The organism is Bradyrhizobium sp. B097 (assembly GCF_038957035.1).
In the GTDB taxonomy this organism is placed as follows: Bacteria; Pseudomonadota; Alphaproteobacteria; order Rhizobiales; family Xanthobacteraceae; genus Bradyrhizobium.
Genome location: NZ_CP152412.1, coordinates 1874026 through 1891297, shown reverse-complemented (window position 1 = coordinate 1891297; position 17272 = coordinate 1874026). Strand labels below are relative to the sequence as shown.

Genomic DNA, 17272 nt, shown 5'->3' with positions numbered 1-17272 from the left:
GACGATTCTCGACCAGAACGTTGTTGCAGATCGCCTGCGTCCTCGTCGCTGTTGTCGCAATGAAGTTGTTGAGCACTCACTATAACTGCAGCTGGGCAGCCGCAGTTGGCGGTTGACTAGAAGAACACCCTGGACGGCTGAGCAGAAAAGAAGCCCACCTAGGCGAGCTATCACGCGGCATTCAAGCGTACGAAGTAATGGCGCCTTCAGAGCCGTAGAGTGAGGGAGACTAGTCAAAAATCTGGCGCGAGCGATTTTCCGATAATGTGCGGCAGGACTCGAACCAGCAAACAGGCCGTTACGAGCGGCCGGATAATGGCCGCCGCCGTTGATTTTCTTGCGCTTTCGTAGAATTCGACCACATTCGCCGCGCGGGTTGCTTCTGATGCGAAACCGCTGCGGCTCGTCTGCAATCGAAATTTGGACTTAGGGCATTGCGTTCTGTTGGTGATAACGTGAGAACGCAAGTCAGTCCCGGCGACCGACGGCAGGCGAATTCCGTGCACCGTCGCCGCCGGCTGATCGCCGCGGCCTGTCAAGGTCAGCGTCCCGATTCGCTCGCTATGGGTAGCGGGCAAAAGAGGTTCATGGGAAAGCAAGCCAGGCGAAATAGATCGTGAGTTTCTTCGAGCGTCTAAAGACAGAAGCATCCGCTGAGTGGCGGGCCTACACCGAGCATCCCTTCACGAATGGATTGGCAGACGGCTCGCTCACAGAAGCGGCGTTTCGTCACTACCTCGCGCAGGACTACCTGTTCCTCATCGAGTTTGCGCGTGCCTACGCGCTCTCGGTCTACAAGTCGCCCAAGCTTGTCGACATGCGTGAAGCAGCGGCCGGCCTCTCGGCCATCCTTGATGTTGAGATGAACCTTCATGTGAAGCTCTGCGCCGGTTGGGGTCTATCTCCGAACGATCTTGAACAAACCCCTCCGGCGGTCGAGACGCTGGCCTACACACGCTACGTGCTCGACGCTGGAATGCGCGGCGACCTGCTGGCACTCAAGGTGGCTCTTGCCCCCTGCGTGATCGGGTACGCCGAGATCGCCACGCGGCTCGCCTCGCGACCCGATGCGGACGCTGCGACGAACCCCTATCGCGTTTGGATCGCCGAGTACGCCGGCGCGCCATACCAGGAGGTCGCGGCGAAAGCACGAGCGCACTTGGAGCATCTCGCCGATTTCTACGCCACGCCGGCCCGCGAGGCAGAGCTGATTGCGATCTTCAAGGAAGCCACCCGACTCGAGGCAGATTTCTGGGAGATGGGCTGGCGCGCGGGTCAGCGTCTCGAATAGCCGTTCGGCAACACTCTATTTAAGAGCGTCATGATGCCGCCTTCTAGCGCTGGTGACCGAGCCGGATTCCAAGCTTGAGCGCCTTTTGGCGGAGTGAGCCTTCGGAGCGCTTTGTGAGCTTCGCAATTCTTGCAACCGGAGTCTTCGCTTTCGAATGAGCGCGCAGCTCCTTCACGTCAGCCTTTGTGTATTCGCGACGCACAGGCTTCTTCTTCGTAGCCGTCTTCTTTGCCTTCTTCGCCACTTTTAGCTCCTCGATTCGAGAGTGGGCGTACTAGCACAGCCGCATTGAGGCGCAACTCTCCATCAGTTGGCTCTATATGCTGGTCCGATGCGTGTGCCTCTCTCAGCAGTTGCGGCCGATAGGCGTAGTTGAGAGTGCGCACAGAGACACCATCAAGAATAGTGCCGCTACCCATGCCGCCGGATTCTGGCAAGAGCGCCGTGCTGATGATGCGGTGGTGGGAGCACGGTCGTGTCATCAAAATGAGTGCCTGAAGAATTGCGCGTTCAAAGTGGTGTTGCCCCCTTAAGTCGCACGTCCACTAGTTCGACATGTTAGTGTCAAGGAGCGCCAGAAGTGAGCGCACCACTACTAGTCGCCGACGTCCGATCGTTGTCGTGACGATACGCCCAGCTCCTATCAACTCGTAAAGTTTCGTGCGTCCCAAGCCGGTCACTTCGCATGCATCGTCAATCGTGCAGGTGAGCCGCTGGGCGAATGGCATCGTGCTCGGTTCTGCGGTTTTCGGAGCGGATAGACTGACTTGTGACTGTTGTCCGCCAGTTTTCTCTCGTCGATTGTATTTTCACGTGGCCCTCCTATTCGCACAAAGCTCGACAGAAGGGTTGATTGTGCGACGAGCAACGTCAATGCGAGCATCCGAGGACGCTCGCGTACGACAGCGCACGTCGGCGGCGGTTTGAATATTCCCGGACACAAAGGGCGACGAGGAAATTTTTAGCGAATGCGCCAGCCACAGTGAGGCATCGCGCCGAGGCCACTCTGCAAATGTCGGCAGCAAATTCCCCAAGCGTTCGCCGCTGTTCACCAGCGTCTTATTCAACCATTATTCAACGAACGCGGCCGATGGCTATCTAAGTGCCTGAGTTTGCTGGCGCTCCCTAGGGGAATCGAACCCCTGTTTCAGCCTTGAGAGGGGCGATGGCTGCGACAGCTACCGCCCTCGAGCCGAGCGACTTTGGGACAATCAGAACCGTCGGCAGTGGCTGCGATGCCGCGGCCATGCCGGCTCAGTGCCGGCGGCGGTGCGGGGCCGATGACGGCTTGGCGGTGCGCCGGCCGAGTTCGCCGAGCAGGTCGCGAACCGCGCCGTCGAGTTCGTCGGGTGGAGTCGCGGGACCGGCCTGCTGCGTGCCGGGCGGCTGTCGCAGGTTACCGGCGGAGATGTCGTCGTTCGCGGCGAGGAGCGCGTCGGCGTCATCATCGTGCCGTCTCCGTGCCCAATGCCGCGCGGCGCGAACCTCCGGCGCGTCAACGCCGAGAGGAGACCGCCGTCTGCGGCGCGAGATCAGCTCGCGCGCGCCGTATCCGGATACGAACCCGATCCCGGTCACGAGCACGACAATCAGCAATCCCAGCATTGTGTCGTCCCACCATCACCCTGTCGCAATGCAATAAGCGCGACAATGCGGCAGCGGCTTGACCGGGCCGGTTCCTTGTCACTGCGCCGAGCACAACGCTGACCCTCGGAGTCCTACGGGGTTTTGTTTGCAGGCCTCCTCGGCTACCTTCCCGCAACTCGCGGAGGCCGGGACGTCTCGATGCGCAAGGGCAACGACTACATTCTGAAGCTGCGGCCTTGGTCATTGTCGACGTTCGTCGTCGCCCTGCTGGCCGTGGTGCTCGCCACCGCGACCCAGGAGATGTTCGCAAGCTTCGGCATGCAGTTCTATTTCGCGGCCTTCGTGCCGGCGATCCTGATCGTAGGCCTGATGGGCGGCGCGCCGGCCGGCGCCTTCGCCACCATCATCACGGTACCGATCGTGTGGTGGGTATTCATGCCCCCCTATTTCGAGTTCGCCTGGCCGACGGCCGACGACTGTGACAGCATCGCGACGTTCCTGCTGTCGAGCGCGCTCTTGCTCGGTTTCTCGCAGCTCTACCGGGAAGCGCTGGCCATTTTGCGGAAATAGCCGGCCGGCGCAGGCCGCGACCGCCCGCCGGCGCCAGCAAGCCGGTTGCCTGCATGGATCGCCCGCTCAGATCCCGAACATCCAGACCGCGACGATGGTGGCCAGTGTCGCCAGCCCGCTGATGGTCCAGCCCACCGTGTAGAAGGTGTCCTCGGGGGCGGTGTCGAGCACCGTATTGGTGGTTTCCGTCATTGACCGCCAGCGCATGGCGTCTCTCCTCGGAACTCTGCCCAGCGACATAACGCGGCTCGCGGTTCCCGGTTCCGGCCCTTTCGGGGCGACTGCGCCGTTCACGCACAGCTCACGGACTGCTGATCGGCGTCGCGGAACCTGCGACATTCTGTCCCGTTGAGGGGCGCCGGAAACCAACTTGGGAGAACCATCCGATGCGAACACTGATCCTCGCCGCCACGGCGCTTGCCTTCGTCTCGTCCACCGCGCTCGCGCAGGACAAGGCCGCCAGCCCGGCCCCCGCAGCGCAAAGCGGCGACACGGCGACCAAGGGCGAGGCGACCAAAATGGCGCCGAAGAAGAAAGCGAAGACCGCCAAGAAATCGAGCGCCAAGGGGGGCGCCAAGGCCGGCGCAGCCGCGACCGGCGATGATGCGGCCAAGCAATAAACAGAAACAATCGCGGTAGCCGATCGCGAACCTGGCCATCACGGAAAAGGCCGCCCGCAGGCGGCCTTTTTGCTGTCTCGGGTGCGGATGTTGCCTCCGCCTGGTACGTCGCAAGTCATATGCGCAGATCGCTTGCGATCGCGAGGCTTGTGGACGTGAGCGCTGGACCGGTGAGAGTTGACCAGCAAATTGAGGTGCGGGAGAGGGAGCGAAAGAGGCGCAGAGCCGATAATCCGCACCGCCATCGGATCGTACTGAAAATTGACCACCAGCTCCAGGAATTGCTCCACCTCCCGCACCTTCTGTTCTGACGCGCGTGCAGCGGCAACGCATGATCCAAACGGGCTATCACTGCGATGCAGGGCAAGATTCATCGCGATAGACTTAATGCTGAGCACCGTCGTCGCGGCTACCCGCGAGCCCGCTCTCGCGTAGGCGCGCCGCAAACCAGCGCGACGTGGCGCTGTCGATGGCGCCGCCGGCATAGATTTCGGAAAGGCTCACGCCACCCTGTCCGACGATCACCAGAACGCCCGTTGCATAAGCAAACCAGACATTCGGATCGGTCAGCGCCTGCAGCTTGCGCTGATCGTGCTCGAGCGGCTGGTGGTTGCTGTCCTTGCGCAGCTCGATGGCCAGCAGATTGTTCGGGATGTCGCGCTGATGCACGACGATATCGGGATAGATCGACTTGCCGAGATGGTCATCGGTCGAGCTCCCCGAGCCGCGTGGCAGCCGCAGCGTGCGCTCGCCGAGCCGATCATAGTTGCAATCGACCTGCCAGCCGGGAAACTGCCGCTCGACATAGACCGCTAGCCGGTGAGTAAGCGTTCGCTCGCCGAGATCGCGCTCCAGCAGGAAGGTCTCCTGCGCATAAAACTCCCGCACGGCGGCGATCACCTTGTTCAGCTCGGTCTGCATTGACGCCTCCGACTGGACTAAAGCGCGATGAGATCAGGTTGATCCATCATCGCGCTTTAGCTCTTTGTTTGAGCATGATCTCCGCGCAAACGCATCGCGTTTGTCGCAGGTAAAACCGCTTCGCACTTTGCGCTAACGCGGCCGTTCCGGTCCGGATCATGCTCGGCCGCCGCCGCGGCCCTGCAACAGCGCTGCTACACCTGCACTTCGATCAGCCGCGGGCCCGGCTCGGCGATGGCATCCGCCAAGGCCTTGTTGAACTCGTCCGCGGTGGTCACCGCCCGGCCCGGCACGCCCATGCTCTTGGCGAGCGCGACGAAATCCAGCGTCGGGCTGTCGATCCTCAGCATGTCCTGCGCGCGCTTGCCCGGTTCGCCGGCGCCGACGCCATCGAACTCCCCGCGCAGGATCTGGTACATGCGATTGGCGAAGACGATGGTGACAATGTTGAGCCCTTCGCGCGCCTGCGTCCACAGCGACTGGATCGTGTACATCGCGCTGCCATCGCCGACCATGCAGATCACCTTGCGGTCCGGACAGGCGATCGCCGCGCCGGTCGCGACCGGCGTCGAATAGCCGATCGAGCCGCCCAGATTCTGAATCCAGTCGTGCGGAGCGGCGCTCGCCGTCAGCGGAAAGAAGCCGCGCCCGGTCGTGATGGATTCGTCGACCAGGATGGCATTGTCAGGAACCGCAGCCGCGATCGCCTGGGCGATCGACGCGTGGTTCAAGGCACCTGTCGGCTTCACCAGTTCGACGGTCGCCTGCGGCTTCACATCGGCCGGCTTGGCGCCAACCGCCGAGGCCAGCGCCTGCAGCGCCGCCACCGAATTCTCCCCGCTCGAAGTCATGCGATGCACCTCGCATCCATCCGGCTTCAGCAGGCTCGGTTTGTTCGGATAGGCGAAGAATGCGACAGGTTCGTTGGCTTCGACGAGAACGATGTGCCGAAAGCCCTTCAGCGCCGCGAGCGCCAGCTCGACCACGTAAGGCACCCGCTCGATCGAAAACCGCCCGCGTCCGCGCGCCATCCGCGGGCTCGCCAGCTGACCCATGACCTTGCAGCCGGTCTTGCCGGCGATCTGCGCCGCCAGCGCCAGCCCTGGCTCTGTCACCGCGCTGCCGGTCATCAGCAGCAATGTCGGTTCACCGCTGCGCAGCACCTTGGCGGCGCTCTCGACGGCCTGTGGCGAATAGTTCCGGCGCTGCGATTCCACCGGCACCTGGGCCACCCCGTCGGCCTCGTTCCACGCGGTGTCGGCAGGCAGGATCAAGGTCGCAACCTGCGGCGGTGCGCCGCTGGCGGCGGCGATCGCGGCGGCGCCATCACGGGCGACCGACTTGGCGTCCGGCGAGGTGCGCACCCAGGCCGACATCGGCCGTGCCAGGCCTTCGATGTCGGACGTCAGGGGCGCGTTGTATTCGATGTGATAGGTCGCATGCTGGCCGACGATGTTGACGATGCCGGAATGCGCCTTCTTGGCGTTGTGCAGATTGGCGAGGCCATTGGCGAGACCGGGCCCGAGATGCAGCAGCGTCGAGGCCGGCGTTCCCTTCATGCGGAAATAGCCGTCGGCGGCACCGGTCACCACACCTTCGAACAGGCCGAGCACGCAGCGCATGCCGGGGACCTTGTCCAGCGCCGCGACGAAATGCATCTCCGAGGTGCCGGGATTGGTAAAGCAGACGTCCACGCCGCCCGCGACCAATGTTCGCACCAGACTTTCCGCACCGTTCATGCTCACGCTCCCGTTTCGAGATGTTCTTGAGGTCGCTGAGAGCATGATCCGATCCGATTGAATCGAATCATGCTCTCATCCTTTTGTTTGGTCGCGTTTTCTCGACGCGAACCGGTCCCCACTTCGCTTGAAAACGCTCCAGATCAACCATTCTTCAGCCGCTTCGTCAAAGGTTTGGCGGGACAATGCAGGTATCGCTTCCGGTCTGTTGCCTTTTTAAACCGTGTTGTCGGAAAATGGCTGATGTCACGGCTTCGTCGCTTGCGAAACGCCGGCGATTATGGCCTTTTTGGCTGCATATTTGATTGTTCGCGAGGACGACGACGATGCGCAAGATTGCCTTGATGTTTGCCGCGCTCACGATCCTGGCCGGTGCCGGCCAGGCCCAGGCCCAGTTCTTCGACTCCCGGGGCTACCAGTCCGAGGTCCCAAGCTTTTTCGGCGGCGGCGGCGCGAGCCCGATCCCGCGCACCACCGTCAACTACGAGACCAACTACGCTCCCGGCACCATCGTGGTGAACACCGCCGAGCGCCGGCTCTATCTGGTGATGGCGAACGGCCAGGCGCTGCGCTACGGCATCGGCGTCGGCCGCGACGGCTTCCGCTGGAGCGGTGTGCACCGCATCTCCGCGAAGAAGGAATGGCCGTCCTGGACGCCGCCCTCGGACATGCTGCGCCGCCGCCCCGATCTGCCGCGCCACATGGCCGGCGGCATCGAGAACCCGCTCGGCGCGCGCGCGATGTATCTCGGCTCGACGCTGTATCGCATCCACGGCTCGAACGAGCCGGAGACGATCGGCCAGGCGGTCTCGTCGGGCTGTTTCCGGATGACCAATGAGGACGTCAAGGACCTCTATGATCGCGTCTCGGTCGGCGCCACCGTGGTGGTGAAGAACTGATCGCGTCGATTTCAACGGAACCAGGCGCTGCCATGCGGCGAGATCGCTGATCTTGCCTTGCGCTGCCGGGCGCATTACGGCAGCGTGGTTCGAATGCGCCAACATTGCTCGCCGATCCTGCTGCTGCTCGCCGCGGCGCTCGCCACTTCGCTCACCGACGCCATCGTACCGGCGATGGGCGCAGAGATTCCAGCCATCGCCTCGCGCCAGCGCAACGAGAAGAAGGTCTTCACCGACGCCGAGATCGTCGAGGGCTTTCTGAAAACCGCGTTCGGCGCGGAATACCATCTCGCCGGTCGGGTCGACCGCATCCGCAAATACGACAGATCGGTGCGCGTGTTCGCCGACGGCAACCGCGCCGACCGCAAGGCCCAGCTCGCCAAGGTCATCGCCGACATCCGAGCCAAGGTGCAGCATCTCGACATCGCGATGACCGAGGACAACGACGCGGCCAATGTCGTGGTCAAGCTGGTGCGCGACCGCGAGCTCTACCGCACGATCGCGACCTTCTACGGCCAGGAGCGCGCCAAGGAGATCCGCACCTCGCTCGACCCGCAATGCCTGTCGGGCTTCCGCAAGAACGAGAATTACGAGATCGAGCATTCCGACGTCATCCTCACCGTCGACAATGGCGATTTCGTCTTCCTCGACTGCGCCTATGAGGAGCTGTTGCAGTCGCTCGGCCCGATCAACGACACTGCGACCGTGCCGTGGACCATGTTCAACGACAGCGTCTCGATGGGCTTTTTCGACGTCTACGACCAATACCTGCTCAATCTGCTCTACGACCCCCGCATCAAGCCCGGGATGACCGTGCAGGAGGTCAAGGCCGCGCTGCCCGAAGTGCTCACCGACGTCCGCGCCTGGGTGGCGAAGGTGAACCATCTGGAGTGAGGGTAGCGGCGGCGCGATGGGCGCAGACGCTCGCGACACCCACCGCTGTCGTCCCTGCGAAAGCAGGGACCCATACGCCGCAGCGGATGTTGTGAACGGGACTCGTCGTTCCAGCAACGCAAGATGATCAGCATCGGTGGTTATGGGTCCCTGCTTTCGCAGGGACGACGATGAGGATGGGTCACTATTCAAGTTGCCACACCACGCGGTGTCATCGCCCGGCTTGACCGGGCGATCCCGTATTCCAGAGACGTCTGTGCTTGAGCGAGAGGCCGCGGCGTACTGGATCGCCCGGTCAGGCCGGGCGATGACAATTGAGGATGAGGACGCAGCTTCGCATTCTCGCGCGACGCGCGCGCGTGAGGCAGCCACCGGCGGCAGGGTTCCCTCTCCCCTTGCGGGAGAGGGTTAGGGAGAGGGGTGCCACACGACGTGCTCTCTCCGTATCGTCATGACAAGCAAGCAAGTTGCGAGAGCGACGCTTTCATCAATCATCTCGCCCGGGGCCACCCCTCTCCCCACCCCTCCCCCGCAAGGGGGGAGGGAGCCTGAGCAGCGTGCTCGCCTCACCGTTGTCTCCTCACCCGATGCGGGATCACCACCCTCCCCGCTTGACCTTGCCCCTGCGGCCGCCTCCATAGAAGCGCGGTCAGACGACGCGAGGTGATTCGATGAATGCTCCTGCTGCCCGTTTCCTCAGTCCGTCCGAAGCTGCAAGGCAGCTCGGGATCTCGGCGAAAGCGCTGCGCCTCTATGAGGAGCGCGGCCTGATCGCACCCGGCCGCACGCCGGCGGGATGGCGCGCCTATGGTGCGGCCGAGATGGCGCGCGGCGCCGAGATCGTCGCGCTGCGCGCGCTCGGCCTCAGCATCAATGAAGTGGCGCGGATCCTGAGCGGCGACGCCGTGATCCTCGATCGCGTGCTGGCCGCGCACGAGGCCACGCTCGAAGCACGGATGCGCCAATCCGGCGACAGCATCGCCAGGGTGCGCCGGCTGCGCGCCGACCTGGGCCGCGGCAAAGTGCCCGCGACGTGCGATCTCATCGGCGCGGTCAGGGCGCGGCCGGCGATCGGCGTCGCGTTCGATCTGCCGTGGCCGTGGGGCGGCGAGCGCTTCGAGCTGCGCGACATCAAGCTGCTGAACTACATCGTCGGCCCGCTCGGCAGCGGCAAGACGCGCCTCGCACAGCGGCTCGCCGACGTGCTGCCCGACGCCAGCTTCGTCGGGCTGGACCGCACCGCCGACGGCGGCGCGGCCGTTCGTGCACTGCTCGATGCCGATCCGGCGCACAAGGCAAGGGTCGACGCGAGCCTTGCCGCCCTGCTCGCCGACGGCGCGGTGGACTCGCCCGCACTGACCACCCTGCTCGCCGCTCTCGAGGCCGACAGCGACACCATCCTGGTGATCGACATGCTCGAGCAAGGGCTCGATGCTGCGAGCCAGGAAGCCGTGATCGCGCATCTGCGCCGCCGCGGACCCGAAGCGCGGCCGCTGTTCTTCCTCACGCGCTCCAATGCGATCCTGGACCTCGACGCGGTCGGCGACGATGAAGCGATCATCCTGTGCCCCGCCAATCACAGCGTGCCGATCTGCGTCGCGCCCATTCCCGGTGCGGTGGGCTATGAAGCGGTCGCGACCTGCCTTGCCTCGCCGGAGGTGCGCGCGCGGACCGAAGGCATGGTTGCGTGGCGGCCATCCTGATTTCTCGTATTGGTTGTATTATAATCACGCGACAAGGTCGGATGCACGACAAGAAAACTGTGCTATAAGCTCACACAATGACCGAGCTTCCCCGTACCCAGGCCTTGCGTTGCTTCATCACGGTTGCCCGTGAGGGCACTGTATCGCGCGCTGCAGCGATGCTGAAACTGACCCAGCCGGCGGTCAGCTTGCAACTCAAGGCGCTGGAGGAAAGCACCGGGATGCAGCTGTTCAACCGCACACCCAGCGGCTTCACGCTGACCGAGGCCGGCGCCGCGCTGCTGCCGCTGGCGCACCGGGCGGTGGCCGCGGCATCCGACTTCAAGGCGATGGCGGACTCGCTGAACGAGGCGCAGCGCGGCACGCTGCGCGTCGGCACCATCCTCGACCCCGAATTCACCCGGCTCGGGCCATTCGTGCGCAGCCTTGCGATGTCCTCACAGCGCACCGAAGTGTTTCTGCGCCATGGCGTCAGCGACGACATGCTGGCGCAGGTCGGCCGGGGCGAGCTCGACGTCGGCTACTATGTCGACGCCACGCCGCCGGAGCAGCTGGTTCATCACAGCTTCACTGAGCGGACCATTGCCGACGGCCGCTACCAGCTGGCGCCGCTGCTCAGCTACCACTACCGCGTGATCGCGCCGATCGGCTGGCGGGACCGGGTGATCGGCAAGGACTGGGCGGAGCTTGCCGAGCTGCCCTGGCTTGCGACACCGCCGCATTCCGGCCACCGCCGGCTGCTCGACGACATCTTCCGTCCGCTCGGCGCCTTGCCGAAGCGGGTCGGCTACACCGATCAGGAAGAGGCGATGATCGACTTCGTCGAATCCGGGCTCTGCCTCAGCCTCGCGCGCGACAGCGTGCTGGCGCCACGGATGGCGCGCCCGCATCAGTTCGTGGTCTCCGACCGGGTGAAGCTCACCTGCGATCTCTCTTTCGCCTGCCTTGCCTCCCGCCGCCAGGAGCCGGTGATCGCGCACGCCTTCGCGGCGGTGCGCGCAGTGTGGAACATCAAGCCGGCGATCGCCGGCGCCGGTCCGACGCGAACGCGCAAGGTCGCGAAGAACGTGTGAAGCGAACTTGTGCTCCTCACTTCGAAACTGTTTTGCGAGAAGAGATCGAAGCGCGCACATCATCGCGCTCTGCGCCGCGCTTGCGATGCTGGCGCTGGATCAGCTGACAAAGCTTTGGGCGCTTCGATCGCTGGAAACCGGCGCCACCGTCAATCTGCCGGGGCCCGTTGATCTTACACTCGTGTTCAATCGCAGCAACGCATTCGGTCTCGTTCCCGACTACGGAGCCTTGTCGCGGTGGGCGCTCGCGTTCGTCGGCCTTGCCGCGGCGGCCGCGCTGCTCGGATCGATCCTGCGGAGATCGACATCGACCATCAACGCCTTCGGATTCGCCTTGATCGGCGCCGGAGCCGCCGGAAATGCGATCGACCGCCTTCGATTGGGAGCCGTCGTCGATCTGTTCGATGCCTCGAAACTTCGATTTGTCTGGATTTTCAACGTCGCCGACGTTTCAATCGATTTGGGAATCGCGCTCGTTCTGCTTGCTGCGCTGCTGCCATCTTTGGAAGCGCCCAAGACAGACCACGGCAACAACTAGATCGATATCCTAGGCCGCGACGACGAGCGGCCGCGTCATCTCCGCCATTGTCGGCACCAGCGACGGCGCCTCAAAATCCTGCAGAGCGAGCTCGTTCACGAGCTCGCGCAGCCTTGGCGGCAAATCGGCGTAATCGCCTTGCAGCGCATAGCGCAGTCTCTCGCCGATCTCTTCGCAGATGGCACGCGCGTGCTCGGGCGCGATCGGATGATGCTCAATCATGGACGTGGACCGCTTGCGACGGCCACGCGCCGTCCAACTGCACGCCTGCAACCACGGATCCCGCATATCGAGATGCGATCAAGACGAGGATCCGAACAATGCTGAACATGGTTCGTACTCCCTTTTCCCGTTCTTCATTAGCAGGAGGACGTTGCCGCCCGATTAGGGAAACTGGTTCCTGCGACCTTTAAGGGATTGGTAAACGCCAGGTTCAGGGCCGGGCCGCAGCCGCCGCCCGGATGTCCCCAATCAGGGGGACAGACGCATCAGGCGGAATCAATATGATGCGAAACCGGACACCGGTCGGCTATCATCGGCCGCACTGACACAAAAAGAACCTGCTGGGAGGATTTGCGATGAAGCTGGCCATGGCCGGACTCTGGGTACTCGCGGGCGCGCTGCTGGTCGCGCCGGACGCGCGTGCCGACATCAAGGTCGGCGTCGTGGTGTCGGCATCCGGGCCGGGCTCGGCGCTCGGCCAGCCGCAGATGCGCACCATCGCCGCGCTGCCGAAGGAGATCGGCGGCGAGAAGGTGGTCTATATCGCCCTCGACGACGAGTCCGACCCGACCAAGGGCACGCAGAATGCCCGCCGCCTCGTGATCCAGGACGGCGTCGACATCCTGATCGGCTCCTCGCTGACCCCCGTGACCATGCCGATGCTCGACGTCGCCTTCGAATCCAAGACGCCGATCATCTCGCTCGCCGCGGCGACCGCGATCGTGCGGCCAATGGACGACCGCCGCCGCTGGGCGTTCAAGGTGGTCCCCAATGACGATCTGATGGCGGCGGCGATCCTGAAATACATCGCGAAATCCGGCATCAAGACGCTCGGCTATATCGGCGTCTCCGACGGCTATGGCGAAGGCTATTACAATGAGGTGTCGCGGCTGGCGCCCACGCTCGGCCTCACCGTCACGACGCATGAGGTCTATGCGCGCGCCGACACCAGCGCGATGGGCCAGGCGCTGAAGGTGATCGCGACCAACCCGGAGGCAGTGTTCATCGCCTCCGCTGGCACGCCGGCGGTGCTGCCGCAGGAGGCGCTGCGCAGCCGCGGCTATGCCGGCAAGATCTTCCAGACCCACGGCGTTGCGTCGGAGGAATTCATCAAGCTCGGCGGCGTCAATGTCGAGGGCGCGATCTTCACCGGCGAGGCCTTCACAATCGCCGACGATCTGCCGGCGAGCGATCCGTTCCGCCAGGCGCGCGACGCGTTCGTGTCGTCCTACGAGAAGGTCAACGGCTCGAGCCCGAACATCTTCGGCGCCCATCTGTGGGACGCCGTCACGCTGTTCAAGCGGGCGGCGGCCAGCGCGCTGAAGACGGCGAAGCCCGGCACGCCGGAATTCCGCGCCGCGCTGCGCGACGAGCTCGAGCGCGGCAAGGACGTCTATCTCAACAACGGCCTCTCGACGATGAGCCCGACCGATCACAATGGCTATGACGAGCGGTCGGCGTTCCTGATCAAGGTCGAGGGCGGCAAGTTCAGGCTGGTGAAGTAGGTCGCTCGGCCGCCGGCCAGCACGGATGTAGCCCGGATGAGCCAACGGGTCGCGCGAACGCGCGCCCGATGACAGGCTCCGCGATATCCGGGGGCGGTTGCCCCGCATATCGCTGCGCTCATGCGGGCTACTTGCTCGAAGTTGCTCTAGTCGCCGCCCCAGCGCCAGCGCGGCGGCTCGCCTTTCCACCAGCACACGCCGGTGAGCAGCACGCTCAGCACGGCGACATAGCCGAGGAATTCGGCCCTGGCGTGCGGGAGCATGATTGCCGCGCCCGCGGCGATCAGCACCACGAAACCCGCGAGAACCGACCAGCCCTGCCAGTTGTTCGGCGGTCCCCAGCCCCAGCCGTAGCGCTTGGCGGGAAACCAGTATCTGACGTCACGCGGCATGGGATTGCTCCCCGGTGCTAATGTCACGACGATGCGTGTGTATCGCGATCCGTAGCCCGGATGAAGCGAAGCGTAATCCGGGAGCAGTGGCCCCGGATTTCGCTGCGCTTCATTCGGGCTACGAGCCCTATCCAGGCGACGTTCTCGAAATCCGTGTTCTCGAAATCCCCTGCTTCACACCTTGCCCTTGCCCGATCCGCAGATGCCCTTCAGCGCCTGCCATTCGGCTGATGACAGTAGCGGCGGGCCATTGGGCCGGCTGCCGGCATCGGCCTTGTCCATGCGCGCGAGGCGGTCCTCGGTCAGCGGATGGCCGGCGACGAGCGAGAGCCCCTTGCCGCCTTCCTTGCCGGTGACGCGGAACATCAGTTCGCCCATCGGCTTCGCCGGACGGCCGAGCTTGTGCATGGTCTCGATCGCAAAGCTGTCGGCATTGGTCTCGGCGTCGCGCGAATAGGATGACGTCACCAGCGAGCGCGAAGCGAAGATCAGCGCGCCGGACCCGGTGATGTCGCCGAACAGCAGCCCGATCAGGAACGAGGTGCCGCCATTGTGGATCAGCTCGCGCATGCTGTCGCGATGGCGCAGATGGCCGAGCTCATGCGCCAAAACGCCGGCGATCTCGTCGGGATTCTCGGCCTTCTCCAATAGCCCATCGAACAGATAGACCTTGCCGCCAGGCAGCGCGAAGGCGTTCGGCACCGAGGTCGCCAACACGCCCGACTGCACTGAATTGTCGAGGCCCGCGGTCTCCCGCAGCTTGCCGACCAGCTTCTCGAATGCCGCTTGGCCGGCCGCGTTGCTGCACGGCTTGCCGTCGAACAGCACCTTGACCTGCGCCTCCGCGACATCGCCGAGGCGGCGTTCGAAGGAGTCGGGCACCAGCGGCGTCAGCCGCTCGGCGGCGAGCGGCACGCCGAACAGCACCACCAGCACGATCGACACCGCAGCCGCGAGCGACCAGCCGACGATCGCGGCGACGCTCCTGCGGTTCGGCAGGCTGGCCTCGAGCGCATCGCAGCGCGCGACGAGTTCAGTCATGAGCTGGGCGTCGCGGATCTCGAGCCGCGCCAGCGACGGTGCGGTCAGGCAGCTCAGCCGCAGCAGGCCGGACGGGCTGTCGGCGCGGCGGATGTCGGCAAACGCCCAGCGCGCGCGCAGTTCGCCGTCTTCCCTGATCTCCAGCGCATCGGACAGTTTGAGCGCAACGATGCGCCGACGGTTCGATGCACCGTCGAAGAAGACGGCGCCCGGTGCAGGCGTCGCCGCGGAGCTGGTCTCGCTGGTATCGGAGTCCATGTCGCTAGAAACCACCGACGTCGAGGCCGTCGGCAAAGCCTTCGCCGAGCGCATTGGCGAGATCGCCGCGCGCGGTGACGTCAGCGGCCGCGCCGATGTTGTGCACGATGGTCGAGGACAGCACCCGGAGCCAGAGATCGCGCATCAGATAGACCCGCATCACCACGTTCATGGCCAGCGCAAAGGCGAGATAGCCGATGCCGAGCAGCACGATCAGGGGAATGCTCTTGGCGAACGCCTCGGTCTTGAAGAAGCTCTCGATCGAGGAGCCGTCCATGCTGGCGACCAAGAAGGTGCAGAGCACGAGATAGGCCGCGAACACCATGCCGAGCAGCATGACCCAGCCGATGACCTTCCAGTACAGGCCGATCAGCGCGCTGCGGCGCAAGGTGGATTCCAGCCGGACCTCGCCGAAGCGGATGCCCGACAGCCACCAGCGCCACTCGATCGCCTTGAACGCGGCATAGGCGAACGGGGCGAAGATCGTGCTGTAGAGCGCGAACGGCATCAAGAGCCAGAGCCACCAGCCGCGCTTGAAGAACTCCCAGCCGCGGCCCTCGAACGAGCCCTGCAGGTCGCCGTAATAGGAATGCCGCATCTTGTAGCGTTCGAGCGCCGCCTCGCGCCATGGCAACGCGAGGCCGAGCGTGATCACGACCACCACGCCCCACAGCGAGGCCTTCAGCGCATAGATCCAGCCCGAGCCGCTCATCCAGAAGCGGACGCCGCGCCACACCGTGCGCGTCAGGCGGTAGCGCCGCGCGCGATAGATCGCGAACTGGCCGAACAGATAGAAGAAGGCGACCAGCGGCAGCGAGGCGAACGCCTTGAGATGCTCGGCCTCGATGCCGATCAGGAAGTAGCCGAGATAGATCGGCACCAGGATCGCGAGCGCGACCAGGAAGCCGATCAGGAGCTCCTTGCCGCGGCCGGTATATTCCGGCGCGTCGCCGTCGATCTGGGTGTTCGACCAGAGGTGACGGCGGATGTCGGTGGTGAGCCAGAACCGGTAGAAGCCGACCGTGACCAGTTCGAGCCCGGCGCCGCGCGCGACCAGCCGGAAGAACTCCTTCCGGTTCCCTGAAAACGCCACCGGCATCGGCGGCGGAACCGGTTGCGGGGGCGGCTGCGGCGGCCCCAGCGGGGTCCAGCTCATGTCGTTCACGGGGTCAACTCCAGACGGGACAATCTCTGCGTATCAAAAGCACAGGTTTGTCGCTGCGAGTGTGATCCAGGTTTCACACAAGGTCGAGATGACAGGCCGATTTTTGCTGGGGTGCGGTTGGCCATGCCTTAACGGTATCGCCGGAAACAGCGCCGTCCTTGCTGCCGGTATCGCCCCGGTCGCAGCGAGGCGACCGCCACCCCGCCCTCGTCGAGCGCGAGCTTCGAACCCCATGGCGGGAATGAGATACTTACGGATCAGGTGACGAGGGAACACGCCGGACAAGCGAGGAAGGATAGCGATGAGCAAGTGGATCGTGTCGGCATGCTTTCTGGCGCTGACGGCAGCTCCCGCTGCGGCCGTCGACGTGCGGCTGGATTCCTATCGCAATCCAAAGAATGAGAATTTTCGCATCTTCAATCACATGTATCTGGACGGCGTCAGGGGCGGCATGATGGCTTCCAATGCCTGGCTGAAACGGCATGGCGGCCAATTGCTGTTCTGCATGCCGGGCGACCTCGCACTGACGAGCGAGCAGACCGAGGAGATCATGCTCAAGTCCGCCGACAAGCGGTCCGCCAAAGGCGAGATGGCGGTCGCGCTCCTGCTGCTGTGGGGCATGCAGGATACCTATCCCTGTGAAACAACCGGCAGCGAAAAACCCGCCAGCCAATAGCCGCCCCGCACTGTTCGCACGCCGCCGCCCGACCGAATCAAACGCCGTTTCAAACAGCGAGGCCGTGGCCCACGGCCCCGCCACCACCGGAAAGGCCCGGATTCGGCCGCTTTGACCTGACATCAATGCGGTCAAATGCGCGTTGAGAGCCCTTGCGCAAACCGCGGAATGAGAATGT

20 protein-coding genes and 1 tRNA gene are annotated in these 17272 nt (G+C 64.3%); 10 read left to right on the top strand and 11 right to left on the bottom strand.

From position 1 onward, the window contains the following. Positions 1-233: 233 nt before the first annotated feature. Positions 234-539, bottom strand: coding sequence for a hypothetical protein (locus tag AAFG07_RS08715; protein WP_342726901.1), 306 nt, complete (start codon positions 537-539; stop codon positions 234-236). A 77-nt stretch (positions 540-616) separates the two neighbouring features. Here AAFG07_RS08715 and tenA point away from each other — a divergent pair, with 77 nt between their 5' ends. Further along, complete coding sequence (tenA, locus tag AAFG07_RS08710) at positions 617-1291, top strand: thiaminase II (RefSeq protein WP_342726900.1); 675 nt, start codon at positions 617-619, stop codon at positions 1289-1291. Positions 1292-1334: 43 nt separating this feature from the next. Here tenA and AAFG07_RS08705 read toward each other — a convergent pair whose 3' ends face one another. From AAFG07_RS08705 to AAFG07_RS08695, 3 genes are all read right to left on the bottom strand, one after another. Then, the gene (locus tag AAFG07_RS08705) at positions 1335-1550 is read right to left on the bottom strand and encodes a hypothetical protein (protein WP_342729092.1); all 216 of its coding nucleotides are present in this window, start codon (positions 1548-1550) and stop codon (positions 1335-1337) included. Positions 1551-2407: 857 nt separating this feature from the next. Further along, positions 2408-2478: transfer RNA gene (locus tag AAFG07_RS08700), tRNA-Glu, on the bottom strand. Between the two features lie 67 nt (positions 2479-2545). Further along, positions 2546-2896: a hypothetical protein gene (locus AAFG07_RS08695; protein WP_342726899.1), complete on the bottom strand. Its 351-nt coding sequence runs from the start codon at positions 2894-2896 to the stop codon at positions 2546-2548. 180 nt (positions 2897-3076) lie between these two features. On the opposite strand from AAFG07_RS08695, the gene AAFG07_RS08690 reads away from it, so the two are divergent. Next, complete coding sequence (locus AAFG07_RS08690) at positions 3077-3448, top strand: DUF4118 domain-containing protein (protein ID WP_342726898.1); 372 nt, start codon at positions 3077-3079, stop codon at positions 3446-3448. Positions 3449-3514: 66 nt separating this feature from the next. Here the strand turns inward: AAFG07_RS08690 and AAFG07_RS08685 are convergent, their stop codons facing one another. Next, positions 3515-3655, bottom strand: coding sequence for a hypothetical protein (locus AAFG07_RS08685; RefSeq protein ID WP_171947715.1), 141 nt, complete (start codon positions 3653-3655; stop codon positions 3515-3517). Positions 3656-3834: 179 nt separating this feature from the next. On the opposite strand from AAFG07_RS08685, the gene AAFG07_RS08680 reads away from it, so the two are divergent. Next, entirely contained in the window at positions 3835-4068 is a 234-nt protein-coding gene (locus AAFG07_RS08680) for a hypothetical protein (RefSeq protein WP_342726897.1), read from the top strand. A gap of 384 nt (positions 4069-4452) precedes the next feature. Here AAFG07_RS08680 and AAFG07_RS08675 read toward each other — a convergent pair whose 3' ends face one another. Both AAFG07_RS08675 and AAFG07_RS08670 read right to left on the bottom strand, forming a co-directional pair. After that, a complete protein-coding gene (locus AAFG07_RS08675; protein WP_342726896.1) occupies positions 4453-4989 on the bottom strand; it encodes a hypothetical protein in 537 nt (178 codons plus the stop codon). 194 nt (positions 4990-5183) lie between these two features. Next, complete coding sequence (locus AAFG07_RS08670) at positions 5184-6728, bottom strand: acetolactate synthase large subunit (RefSeq protein ID WP_342726895.1); 1545 nt, start codon at positions 6726-6728, stop codon at positions 5184-5186. 326 nt (positions 6729-7054) lie between these two features. On the opposite strand from AAFG07_RS08670, the gene AAFG07_RS08665 reads away from it, so the two are divergent. The 5 genes from AAFG07_RS08665 (at position 7055) to lspA (ending at position 11835) form a co-directional block, all read left to right on the top strand. After that, positions 7055-7627 (top strand): L,D-transpeptidase, encoded by a 573-nt coding sequence (locus tag AAFG07_RS08665; protein WP_342726894.1) that lies wholly within the window; start codon positions 7055-7057, stop codon positions 7625-7627. A gap of 174 nt (positions 7628-7801) precedes the next feature. After that, positions 7802-8521 (top strand): DUF2927 domain-containing protein, encoded by a 720-nt coding sequence (locus AAFG07_RS08660; RefSeq protein WP_342729091.1) that lies wholly within the window; start codon positions 7802-7804, stop codon positions 8519-8521. A 671-nt stretch (positions 8522-9192) separates the two neighbouring features. Next, a complete protein-coding gene (locus AAFG07_RS08655; RefSeq protein WP_342726893.1) occupies positions 9193-10224 on the top strand; it encodes a MerR family transcriptional regulator in 1032 nt (343 codons plus the stop codon). A 77-nt stretch (positions 10225-10301) separates the two neighbouring features. Further along, positions 10302-11297: a LysR family transcriptional regulator gene (locus AAFG07_RS08650; protein ID WP_342726892.1), complete on the top strand. Its 996-nt coding sequence runs from the start codon at positions 10302-10304 to the stop codon at positions 11295-11297. An 85-nt stretch (positions 11298-11382) separates the two neighbouring features. Continuing rightward, on the top strand, positions 11383-11835 hold the full coding sequence (lspA, locus tag AAFG07_RS08645) for a signal peptidase II (RefSeq protein WP_342726891.1): 453 nt from the start codon (positions 11383-11385) through the stop codon (positions 11833-11835). A gap of 9 nt (positions 11836-11844) precedes the next feature. Here lspA and AAFG07_RS08640 read toward each other — a convergent pair whose 3' ends face one another. Beyond that, positions 11845-12057, bottom strand: a complete 213-nt coding sequence (locus AAFG07_RS08640; protein ID WP_342726890.1) for a hypothetical protein — start codon at positions 12055-12057, stop codon at positions 11845-11847. A 356-nt stretch (positions 12058-12413) separates the two neighbouring features. Between AAFG07_RS08640 and AAFG07_RS08635 the strand changes: the two genes are divergently transcribed. Next, positions 12414-13562 carry an ABC transporter substrate-binding protein gene (locus AAFG07_RS08635; protein ID WP_342726889.1) on the top strand — a complete coding sequence of 383 codons (1149 nt, stop codon included), beginning with the start codon at positions 12414-12416 and terminating at the stop codon, positions 13560-13562. Between the two features lie 146 nt (positions 13563-13708). Here the strand turns inward: AAFG07_RS08635 and AAFG07_RS08630 are convergent, their stop codons facing one another. From AAFG07_RS08630 to AAFG07_RS08620, 3 genes are all read right to left on the bottom strand, one after another. After that, positions 13709-13954, bottom strand: coding sequence for a hypothetical protein (locus tag AAFG07_RS08630; RefSeq protein ID WP_342726888.1), 246 nt, complete (start codon positions 13952-13954; stop codon positions 13709-13711). Positions 13955-14128: 174 nt separating this feature from the next. After that, entirely contained in the window at positions 14129-15253 is a 1125-nt protein-coding gene (locus AAFG07_RS08625) for a M48 family metallopeptidase (protein WP_342726887.1), read from the bottom strand. Between the two features lie 4 nt (positions 15254-15257). Beyond that, a complete protein-coding gene (locus AAFG07_RS08620) occupies positions 15258-16409 on the bottom strand; it encodes a DUF898 family protein (protein ID WP_342729090.1) in 1152 nt (383 codons plus the stop codon). 310 nt (positions 16410-16719) lie between these two features. Between AAFG07_RS08620 and AAFG07_RS08615 the strand changes: the two genes are divergently transcribed. After that, entirely contained in the window at positions 16720-17094 is a 375-nt protein-coding gene (locus tag AAFG07_RS08615) for a hypothetical protein (RefSeq protein ID WP_342726886.1), read from the top strand. Positions 17095-17272 lie beyond the last annotated feature (178 nt).

Excerpts from the sequence above, each read along its gene's own strand:
- AAFG07_RS08625 (WP_342726887.1), bottom strand. The coding sequence starts at position 15,253 with ATGGACTCCGATACCAGCGAGACCAGCTCCGCGGCGACGCCTGCACCG.
- AAFG07_RS08650 (WP_342726892.1), top strand. The coding sequence starts at position 10,302 with ATGACCGAGCTTCCCCGTACCCAGGCCTTGCGTTGCTTCATCACGGTT.
- AAFG07_RS08630 (WP_342726888.1), bottom strand. The coding sequence starts at position 13,954 with ATGCCGCGTGACGTCAGATACTGGTTTCCCGCCAAGCGCTACGGCTGG.
- AAFG07_RS08640 (WP_342726890.1), bottom strand. The coding sequence starts at position 12,057 with ATGATTGAGCATCATCCGATCGCGCCCGAGCACGCGCGTGCCATCTGC.
- AAFG07_RS08635 (WP_342726889.1), top strand. The coding sequence starts at position 12,414 with ATGAAGCTGGCCATGGCCGGACTCTGGGTACTCGCGGGCGCGCTGCTG.
- AAFG07_RS08680 (WP_342726897.1), top strand. The coding sequence starts at position 3,835 with ATGCGAACACTGATCCTCGCCGCCACGGCGCTTGCCTTCGTCTCGTCC.
- AAFG07_RS08615 (WP_342726886.1), top strand. The coding sequence starts at position 16,720 with ATGAGCAAGTGGATCGTGTCGGCATGCTTTCTGGCGCTGACGGCAGCT.
- AAFG07_RS08670 (WP_342726895.1), bottom strand. The coding sequence starts at position 6,728 with ATGAACGGTGCGGAAAGTCTGGTGCGAACATTGGTCGCGGGCGGCGTG.
- AAFG07_RS08665 (WP_342726894.1), top strand. The coding sequence starts at position 7,055 with ATGCGCAAGATTGCCTTGATGTTTGCCGCGCTCACGATCCTGGCCGGT.
- AAFG07_RS08620 (WP_342729090.1), bottom strand. The coding sequence starts at position 16,409 with ATGAGCTGGACCCCGCTGGGGCCGCCGCAGCCGCCCCCGCAACCGGTT.
- AAFG07_RS08685 (WP_171947715.1), bottom strand. The coding sequence starts at position 3,655 with ATGCGCTGGCGGTCAATGACGGAAACCACCAATACGGTGCTCGACACC.
- lspA (WP_342726891.1), top strand. The coding sequence starts at position 11,383 with ATGCTGGCGCTGGATCAGCTGACAAAGCTTTGGGCGCTTCGATCGCTG.
- AAFG07_RS08690 (WP_342726898.1), top strand. The coding sequence starts at position 3,077 with ATGCGCAAGGGCAACGACTACATTCTGAAGCTGCGGCCTTGGTCATTG.
- AAFG07_RS08660 (WP_342729091.1), top strand. The coding sequence starts at position 7,802 with ATGGGCGCAGAGATTCCAGCCATCGCCTCGCGCCAGCGCAACGAGAAG.
- AAFG07_RS08655 (WP_342726893.1), top strand. The coding sequence starts at position 9,193 with ATGAATGCTCCTGCTGCCCGTTTCCTCAGTCCGTCCGAAGCTGCAAGG.
- AAFG07_RS08695 (WP_342726899.1), bottom strand. The coding sequence starts at position 2,896 with ATGCTGGGATTGCTGATTGTCGTGCTCGTGACCGGGATCGGGTTCGTA.
- AAFG07_RS08675 (WP_342726896.1), bottom strand. The coding sequence starts at position 4,989 with ATGCAGACCGAGCTGAACAAGGTGATCGCCGCCGTGCGGGAGTTTTAT.